The sequence below is a fragment of the Paracoccus sp. PAMC 22219 genome, assembly GCF_000787695.1.
In the GTDB taxonomy this organism is placed as follows: Bacteria; Pseudomonadota; Alphaproteobacteria; order Rhodobacterales; family Rhodobacteraceae; genus Paracoccus.
This window is the reverse complement of the sequence record NZ_BBPH01000220.1, coordinates 1-8,779: the sequence shown is the minus strand read 5'-3', so window position 1 is coordinate 8,779 and position 8,779 is coordinate 1. Positions and strand designations below refer to the sequence as shown.

Annotated in this window: 7 protein-coding genes and 1 pseudogene; 3 read left to right on the top strand and 5 right to left on the bottom strand. The window is 69.3% G+C overall.

What is annotated here, in order from left to right:
* Window positions 1-176 (bottom strand): phosphonate C-P lyase system protein PhnG (locus TY51_RS19000; protein WP_042252797.1); only part of this gene is annotated, 176 nt, incomplete at its 3' end.
* Between the two features lie 87 nt (window positions 177-263).
* Between TY51_RS19000 and phnF the strand changes: the two are divergent.
* Window positions 264-970: pseudogene (gene phnF, locus TY51_RS18995) on the top strand (phosphonate metabolism transcriptional regulator PhnF).
* On the opposite strand, the gene phnE (TY51_RS18990) reads toward phnF, so the two are convergent.
* The 4 genes from phnE (TY51_RS18990) to phnC all read right to left on the bottom strand — a co-directional run bounded on the left by phnE (TY51_RS18990) (window position 967) and on the right by phnC (window position 4,922).
* Window positions 967-2,280, bottom strand: coding sequence for a phosphonate ABC transporter, permease protein PhnE (gene phnE / locus TY51_RS18990; RefSeq protein WP_042252796.1), 1,314 nt, complete (start codon window positions 2,278-2,280; stop codon window positions 967-969). The pseudogene phnF and the gene phnE (TY51_RS18990) sit on opposite strands and share 4 nt — an antisense overlap.
* The gene (gene phnE / locus TY51_RS18985; RefSeq protein WP_042252793.1) at window positions 2,277-3,122 is read right to left on the bottom strand and encodes a phosphonate ABC transporter, permease protein PhnE; all 846 of its coding nucleotides are present in this window, start codon (window positions 3,120-3,122) and stop codon (window positions 2,277-2,279) included. Before phnE (TY51_RS18985) ends, phnE (TY51_RS18990) begins: the two co-directional genes overlap by 4 nt.
* A 62-nt stretch (window positions 3,123-3,184) precedes the next feature.
* Window positions 3,185-4,084: a phosphonate ABC transporter substrate-binding protein gene (gene phnD / locus TY51_RS18980; protein WP_042252790.1), complete on the bottom strand. Its 900-nt coding sequence runs from the start codon at window positions 4,082-4,084 to the stop codon at window positions 3,185-3,187.
* 19 nt (window positions 4,085-4,103) lie between these two features.
* The gene (gene phnC / locus TY51_RS18975) at window positions 4,104-4,922 is read right to left on the bottom strand and encodes a phosphonate ABC transporter ATP-binding protein (protein WP_042252787.1); all 819 of its coding nucleotides are present in this window, start codon (window positions 4,920-4,922) and stop codon (window positions 4,104-4,106) included.
* A gap of 200 nt (window positions 4,923-5,122) precedes the next feature.
* On the opposite strand from phnC, the gene TY51_RS18970 reads away from it, so the two are divergent.
* Together TY51_RS18970 and TY51_RS18965 are read left to right on the top strand one after the other, a co-directional pair.
* Entirely contained in the window at window positions 5,123-7,057 is a 1,935-nt protein-coding gene (locus TY51_RS18970; protein ID WP_042252800.1) for a TonB-dependent receptor domain-containing protein, read from the top strand.
* Window positions 7,058-7,211: 154 nt separating this feature from the next.
* Window positions 7,212-8,779 (top strand): DUF4011 domain-containing protein (locus TY51_RS18965; RefSeq protein ID WP_042252784.1); only part of this gene is annotated, 1,568 nt, incomplete at its 3' end.

Sequence of the window (8,779 nt, the reverse complement as noted above, 5' to 3'; positions counted from 1 at the left end):
TGAAGGGGCGCGCCGGTGGCGCCGATGCGGCCCTGGACCATCACGGTGCCGGTCTCGGGCGCGCGCAGCAGGGCGTGGTCGGGCAGGTCGGGCAGCAGCTGCGCCAGCCGGGACGGCGCGCTGCGTGCCAGGATCGACAGCCAGTCGTGCCGATCGGGAAGGGGAGAAGCTGACATCTTGCCGAGGTGTCCCGTTATCTATACAACTAGACAGGTGATAGCGCGACCGCGCCTTTTTCTCAACCGGAACCGTGTGAATTTTTAATGACGGACAAGACCCCCCTGTGGCAGGCCATCGCCGACACCCTGCGGGCCGAGATCACCTCGGGCCACTATCCCCCCGGCGACCGCCTGCCGTCTGAGGCGACGCTGGCCACCCGGTTCGGCGTCAACCGCCACACGGTGCGCCACGCATTGGCGCAGCTGGCCGACGCGGGGCTGGTCCATGCGCGCCGGGGAGCGGGGGTGTTCGTGACCGCGCGGCCGACCGATTATGCGCTGGGCCGCCGGGTGCGGTTTTCGCAGAACCTTGCGGCGGCGGGGCGCACCGGGTCGCACCGCTTTACCCGGCTGGAAACCCGCCCCTGTGACGCGGCCGAGGCGCAGATGCTGGACCTGTCCCCCGGCGATCCGGTCCACGTGGTCGAGGGGCTGTCGCTGGCCGACGGGCAGCCGCTTGCGCTGTTCCGGTCGGTGCTGCCGGGATGGCTGGCGGGGTTCTGCGACCACGCCCGCGACCAACAGTCGATCACTGCGGCGCTGGCCGCCTGCGGGGTCGCCGATTACACCCGCGCCAGCACGCGCATCACGGCCAAGCTGGCCAATGCCACGCAGGCGGTGGCCCTGCAGATCCCGCAGGCGCGCCGGTGCTGCGGTCCGTGGCGGTCAACCTGGACGACCAAGGCCGGCCGGTCGAATACGGGCGGACGTGGTTTGCGGGCGACCGGGTGTCGCTGGTGCTGGCGGACTAGGTCCCGCGGATCAGGCGGCGGCGCAGCCAGCCCGACAGGCTGTCCATCGCGATGACCATGACCACGATCAGCAGGATGTAATAGGCGACCTTTTCCCAGTCCTGCGTGGTCTGGATCGCCTGCGTCAGCATCAGCCCGATGCCGCCCCCGGTGATCGCGCCGATGATCGTCGCGCTGCGGGTGTTGCTTTCCAGGAAATACAGCATCTGCGACAGCAGTACCGGCATCACCTGCGGGATGACCCCAAAGCGGTACCGCTGCAACGCGCCCGCGCCGGTGGAGCGGATGCCCTCGATGGGCTTGCCGTCGACGTTCTCCAGCGCCTCGGAGAACAGCTTGCCGAAGCTGCCGGTGTCGGTCAGCAGGATCGCCAGCGCCCCGGTCAGCGGGCCGGGGCCAAAGGCGCGCGACAGGATGATCGTGAAGATCAGCGCGTCCACGCCGCGCACGAAATCGAATACGCGCCGCACCGCGAACCGCAGCGCCCGTGACGGGGCAAAGTTCTGCGCCGCCAAGAACGCCAGCGGCAGCGCCACGAAGGCCGCACCGAAGGTGCCCAGGAACGCCATCAGGATCGTCTCGAACAGGGCCCAGGCCACGGCGCCGTGCTGCCAGATGTCGTTCGTCCAGAATTCCGACAGGGCCAGCGACAGGTTGGACCGCGCCGGATCGATCCGGTCGCCCCACAGGACCGACGCCACGACCTGACCCGCGGACATGCCTGCCAGCGGGCTGGACAGGTCGAAGAAGAACATCTCCCACCCCCAGAAATAGCGCAGGGTTTCCGTGCGGGCGCGGGTGGCGGTGACGCGGCCCTGATCTGTGGTGATGGTCACGCGGGCGGGGCTGGCGTTGATGAACGCGGGCACCTGCCCGTCGGGCGTGTCCAGCGTCACGCCGTCGCCTACGGTCAGCGTGACCGGGCCGTAATCGGGGATGTCATAGGTGGTGCGCGGCCCGTCATAGGTGACGACATGGCCCGCGCCCAGGTCGATCACCGTCCGCGACCCCTGTGCCGCGACCCAGTCCGGCAGGCGGTCGGGGGCAAAGGTGGCGCGGGCGCTGCCCTCGACGCTGACGGACAGGGCGTCGCGGCGATTGTCGCGGGTGACGTGGATCTTGTGGCTGACCGTGTCGGCCATCAGCACCGCGGCATTGTCCAGCCGCGCCCGCTGCGCCAGCCCCGCCAGATCGAAGCTGATCGCGGCATAGACCAGATAGGCCAGGATCAGCGCAGGCACTGCCAGCGCCATGCGCCGCTTGCGGTCCATGATGCGGATGGTGCGGTCCTGCAGGGTCATCGTGGTCATGCGGGGGCCCCATGCGTCAGGCGGTTGCGGACCAGGCCCGAGATCTGGTCGACGACCACGATGGTGGCGAACAGTAGCAGAAAGATCGCCGCCGCCTGGTCGAACTTGCCCTGACCGAAGGTCATCGCGTTGCGCAATTCGTAGCCGATGCCGCCCGCGCCGACGAAGCCCAGGATGGCCGATGCGCGGATGTTCACCTCCAGCCGCAGCAGGCCATAGGACAGATAGTTCGGCGCCACCTGCGGGAACACGCCCAGCCAGATGCGCTGCGACCAGGTGGCGCCGACGGATGCCAGCCCCTCGACCGGTTTCAGGTCGACGTTCTCGTTCACTTCGGAGAACAGCTTGCCCATCGCGCCTGCGGTGTGGATGGCGATGGCGATGACGGCGGGGACCGGGCCGCCGCCCAGAATGAAGATCAGCACCAGCGCGATGACGATTTCCGGGATGGCGCGACAGACGTCGGATACCCGCCGCGCGACCGGCACCAGGCGCGGCCAGCGGGCCAGACCACGCGTGGCGGCCAGCGACAGGGCGGTGCCCGCGATGCAGCCCAGCAGAGTGGCCACCAGCGCGATGTTCAGCGTCTCGACCAGGGCGGGCAGGGCGCGGATCATGTGGCCGGGCAGATTGGCCGATTTCTCGAACGCCTCGGACACAAGGGCCGCGGGGAAATCGCCCACCTGGTGCAGCCCCTGCCAGAAGCCGCCGGCATTGCGGGCGTCGGCCACGCGGAACCCCGACACCATCATCGCCACGAAGATGACGACCAACAGCCCGCCATAGATGCGTCGCCGCCGCGTCAGCGCCAGATAGTCGTGCTGGATATCGGCCAGTGCCATGCTGCCTCCTGGATATGCGAAGGCCGGGCCCGTTGCGGGGCCCGGCCCGGATGGGGTGGCGATCAGTTCATCTCGGCGCGGCGGATGGCGATGATCGTCTCGTATTCCGCGTGGGTGACGGGGCTGAAGCCCGCGGTCTCTCCGGCGGCGACGCCATAGGCGCATTCGGGGTCCGATTCGTGCAGGCCCGCGACCAGGTCGATCATGGTCTGGCGCACGTCCTGGGGCAGGTCCTTGCGCACCACCACCGGACCTTCCGGGATGGGCGAGGATTTCCAGATCTCGACGATGTCGTTCATGTCGACGATGCCCGCATCGGCCGCCTTGCGCAGCGCGCCGGAGTTATAGCCATCCTCCCACGCGCCCTGGCCGTCGGCCCAGGTCACGCCCGCGTCGAAATCGCCGTTGACGACGCCGATGATCGACTGTTCATGCCCGCCCGAAAACGCGATGCGGCTGAAATAATCGCCCTCGGTCATCGAATAGCCGGCCTCGGGCAGCTCCACGTTCGGGATCAGGAACCCGGAGGTCGAATTCGGGTCAGCAAAGGCAAAGCTCTTGCCCTCCATGTCGTCCAGCGAGGTGATGCCGCTGTCGGTGCGCGCGAACCCGATCGAATGATAGGTATAGCTGCCGTCCAGGTTGGTCTTGACCAGCACCGGCTCGACCGCGTTCTCGTCGGCGACGTACACGGCGGCATAGGCCGATGCGCCCAGCCAGGCCATGTCCAGCGACCCGCCCAGCAGGCCCTGGATGACGCCGTTGTAGTCGGCGGGGGTGAACAGGCGGACCGGCACGCCCAAGGCCTCCTCGGCATAGCCGCGCAGGCATTCGTTCGACGCCATGCGGTCCTGGGCGTTCTCTCCACCCAAGAGGCCGATGCGGAATTCGGTGATCTCCTGCGCGTGCAGCGGGGTGGTCAGGGCGGCGGTGGTGGCCAGCAGGGTCAGCAGTCGGGTCATGGGGCTCTCCGGTTCGGGATCAGGCCAGCATGCGGGCGGCGTATTCGACATCCGCGCTGGTATCGGTGGGAATGGCGGTCGAGGTCGCGCTTTCGTTGAAATCCGCGTCGGCGCCATAGATGTCGCGGGCCACGCCCGTGGTCAGCTGCGACGGCAGCCCGTCGAACACCACGCGCCCGTCGCGCATGCCGATCACCCGGTCGCAATAGCGCCGCGCGGTGTCCAGCGTGTGCAGGTTGGCGATGACCATGCGGCCATCCTCGACGTTGATGCGGCGCAGGGTGTCCATCACGATCTGCGCGTTCATCGGGTCCAGGCTGGCGATGGGTTCGTCGGCCAGGATGATGCGGGGGTCCTGCATCAGCGCGCGGGCGATGGCCACGCGCTGCTGCTGGCCGCCGGACAGGGCTTCGGCCCGCTTGGGCGCCTGTTCGGCGATGCCGAGGCGGTCCAGGATCTCCAGCGCGCGGACGATGTCGGCGCGCGGCCACAGGTTCAGCACCGTCTGCAGCGTGCCGCGCCGGTTCAGGATGCCGTGCAGCACGTTCGACACCACGTCCATGCGCGGCACCAGGTTGAACTGCTGAAAGATCATCGCGCACTGGCTTTGCCACTGGCGGGCGGCGGCGCCGGTCAGGGATGCGACGTCGCGCCCCTCGACCAGGATCCGGCCGCTGGTGGCGGGGGTCAGCCCGTTCATCATGCGCAGCAGCGTCGATTTTCCCGCGCCGGACCGGCCGATGATGCCGACGAAGGCCGGGCCGTCGATGCGGAAGGAAACATGGTCGACCGCCGCCTTGCGGCCGAAGATGCGGGTGGCGTCGCGAATGTCCAGCATGGGGCCTCTCGATGTCATGGGGGCCGTCTAGCGGCGGGGCGTGACACCCATCCGACGATGCGGTGACGATCCGGTGACAGGATCGCGCGGCACGCATGCGATCCGGGCTTAACAGGCGGCGGCTTTGCCCCTATGACGGGGCCGTTGCCAGCCCGGCCCCGCGCCATCGCCAGCCATTGACCCGATGGATGGAGACCCCGATGACGCGACACCGCATGGCCGCCCTGATGCTGGGCACCGCGCTTGCCCCCTTGCCCGCCCTGTCCCAGCCGATCCTGCTGGACGAGATCATCCTGACCGCCGAGGGCGAGGCCCCCGCCCGGATCGCCCCCAGCGCCCAACAGATCGAGGATGCCCGCACCGGCACCATCGAGGACGTGTTCCGCGCCGAACCCAGCGTCACCGTCAGCAGCGGCATCGCCATCGCGGAACGCGTCTTCGTCAACGGCATCGACGAACAGCAGCTGTCGGTCAGCGTCGACGGCGCCGCGCAGAACAACCGCATGTTCCACCACACCGGCACCAACATGATCGATCCGGGCCTGCTGAAGGCCGCGCACGTCGATCCTGGCGTGGCCCCCGCGGATGCGGGATTCGCGGCGCTGGGCGGCAGCATCGCGTACGAGACGAAATCGGCCATCGACCTGCTGGAGGACGGGCGCGACCATGGCGGGCGCGTCACCATCGGCTATGGTGACAATGGCGGCACGGCGACCGGGGCGGTGACGCTGTACGGGCGGCAGGGGCCCGTCGACGCGCTGATCTATGCCAAGCGGGCGACGGGCGATGCCTATCAGGACGGCAACGGCCGCACCGTGGCGCGCACCGGCGCCGACCTGAACAGCGAGGCGCTGAAGCTGGGGGCCGAATTCGGCGACTGGCGGGCGGAGCTGGGCGCGATCCGGTTCCGGGACGACGCCCTGCGCCCATACCGCGCCAATTTCACCGGCACGATCGGCGGCCGCCCGGTCCCCGAGACGCGCCGCTATGCGCTGGAACAGTCGACCCAGACGCTGACCCTGCGCCGCTCCGTCGCGGACGGGCTGCTGGACCCGGAAATCCGCATCGCCCGCAGCCGCAACCGGCTGGACACCATCGACCTGCCCACGTCCGACGCACCCGATCCCGATTTCAACAACGGCGACGCGGACACGGTCAGCGTCGTGGTCCAGAACCGCATGACCCTGAACGGGGTCGAACTGACCGCTGGCTTGGACAACTATCGCACCCGCGCGACGTATGACGGGGTGTTCCGCGGCGCGGCCGCATCGTTCCGCGAGGATCGCACGACCACCGGCCTGTTCGTCCAGGCGCGGGGCAGCGCGGGCGACATCGACTACAGCGCGGGGCTGCGCCATGACTTCAGCCGGTTCACCGGCGCGGGCGGGCAGCGGCTGGACACCGACGGGACCAGCGCGAATGCCGATGTGACCTGGCACGCAACCGATGCGCTGCGTTTCAACGCGGGCTGGTCGACGGTGTTCGGCGGCACGCAGCTGGCCTCGGTCTATGAGCTGGACGCGCCCTATGTCGCCCCCGACGCCTATGACGCGCTGGAGCCCACGCGGGCGCGCAACGCGGTGATGGGCGTAGAATGGCAGCAGGGCGCGACGACCTTGGGCGTTGAACTGTTCCAGACCCGCATTGACGCGGTCCGCAAGGGGCTGGTGTCGCGTGATCTGGACAGCCAGGGGTTCCGCCTGTCGGCGCGGCGCGACTGGCAGGGCGGCTTTGCCGCGCTGCGCTATAGCGATACGGATGTCGAACTGGACGGACAGCCGGCCTCCAGCTTCGATCTGCGCGAACTGGGGACCGTGCCGGGCGGCATGCTGTCGCTGGAGGCGCGCCACACGGTCATGGCCGGGCTGACCCTGGGCGGCGTCATCCAGCACGCGATCGAGGAGGACGGGCAGGGGGTCGATGTCGATGGCAACTGGCCCGGCTATACCGTCGTGGACGTGTTCGCCGAATACGAACCGGCCGCCTTCCGCAACGTGACCCTGAGGGCCGAGGTCAACAACCTGTTCGACCGCGCCTATGCCGACCGGGCGACCTATGGGGCGGATTTCACCACCGTCGTCCAGCAGCTGGAACCGGGGCGCAGCATCGCGCTGACCGCCGATCTGCGGTTCTGACGCCCCTCGCGGTCCGGGAAACCGGGCCGCATCCCCAGAATGTCCCGAGGAAGTTGCGTTTTCCGTCTGGAATCCCTCGTCTTTCGTTCAGGTTGCGGTTATGTTCCTCTTCCGCCCCCCTGGGGTCGGACGCGCAACGACAAGACCCGGACCGATGACCCAATCCCAGCCCGCCGCCCTGACCCGCACCCTGGATGCCGCCCGCCGCAAGCTGCTGGAGACGGGGACGCGCAACCGCCTGATCCACGTCAACCGCGACAATCAGCGCGCAAGCTGCCTGAACATCATCCACGAACGCAGCGACGAGGTCTGGCGGCTGCTGCGCATCCAAGGCAAGCGCATGCGCTTTCGCGCGATGGGGAGCGACACGGCCACGCCCGACGGCGTGCTGTTGCTGGCGGCGCCCGGCGCGCAGACGCTGTCGGACAGCCAGCTGGAGACGCCCCTGGGCCCCGAGGCGCTGGCCCGCCGCCTGCTGCGCCTGTCCCACGACGCCCGCACCGCGGAGGAGGAGCAGGGCCTGAACGTGCTGTATCTGGCGATGGGGTTCCTGCGCTGGCGCGAGGCGCCCGGATCGCAGGTGGTGCGCGAGGCGCCGCTGATCCTGCTGCCGGTGCAGCTGGTTCGCAACGACCGCAGCTCGACCTTCGATCTGATGGCGCGCGAGGATGACCTGACCGTCAACCTGCCGCTGCAGGAGCGTCTGCGCCAGGATTTCGGCATCCAGCTGCCCGAGATAGACGAGGACGACAACTGGACCCCCGGCGACTATCTGACCTTGGTGCAGGACGCCGTGTCCGGTCAGCAGGACTGGCAGGTGGACCGTGACGGGATGCAGTTGGGGTTCTTTTCTTTCGCCAAACTGCTGATGCACCGCGACCTGGACCCGGCCAACTGGCCGGACGGGGCTTTCGACGGCAACCCGCTGCTGGACGGGCTGCTGGCGCGGGGGTTCGCGGGCGACGCGCCGCTGTTCGGCGATCGGGACCGTCTGGACGACCGTCTGGACCCGGCGCGGATCATCCAGGTGATCGACGCCGACGCGTCCCAGACCAAGGTCATCGAAGAGGTCCGCGCGGGCGCCAGCCTGGTCGTGCAGGGGCCGCCGGGCACCGGCAAGTCGCAGACCATCACCAACATCATCGCCGCCGCCGCCCATGACGGCAAGACCGTTCTGTTCGTGGCCGAAAAGATGGCGGCGCTGTCGGTCGTCCATGACCGCCTGGCCCGCGCGGGCCTGCGCGACATCTGCCTGGAGCTGCATTCGCGCAGCGCCAACAAGAAGGCCCTGGCGCAGGAGCTGGGCCGCACGCTGATGGCCGGTGCGCATCCGTTGCCCGCCACGGCCGACCCCGCGCGCCTGCGCCAGACGCGCGACATGCTGAACGCGGTCACGGACCTGCTGCACGACCCGCTGCCGCCTTGGGACGAGGCGCCCTATGCGGCGCTGTCGCGGATCATCGGGTTCATCGGGCAGGGCGCCCGCCCGCCCGCCATTCCGCTGGACGGGCTGGAATCCCTGGACGTCGCCGCGCGGGACCAAGCGGCGCAGGCCATCGCCCGGTTCGTGGCGGCGGGCGACCGGGCGGGGCCGCCTGACGCGCATCCATTCCGCGGCGCAGGCGCGCTGGACCTGCAGCCGACCGATCTGGCGCGGCTTGGCGACGACCTGCGCGCGGCGCTGGCGGCGCTGCAGGCCGTCGCGGCGCAGGGCCAGCCGAC

Coding starts and splice junctions, on each gene's coding strand:
- phnE (WP_042252796.1), bottom strand. CDS start 2,280: ATGACCACGATGACCCTGCAGGACCGCACCATCCGCATCATGGACCGC.
- phnE (WP_042252793.1), bottom strand. CDS start 3,122: ATGGCACTGGCCGATATCCAGCACGACTATCTGGCGCTGACGCGGCGG.
- phnD (WP_042252790.1), bottom strand. CDS start 4,084: ATGACCCGACTGCTGACCCTGCTGGCCACCACCGCCGCCCTGACCACC.
- phnC (WP_042252787.1), bottom strand. CDS start 4,922: ATGCTGGACATTCGCGACGCCACCCGCATCTTCGGCCGCAAGGCGGCG.
- TY51_RS18970 (WP_042252800.1), top strand. CDS start 5,123: ATGACGCGACACCGCATGGCCGCCCTGATGCTGGGCACCGCGCTTGCC.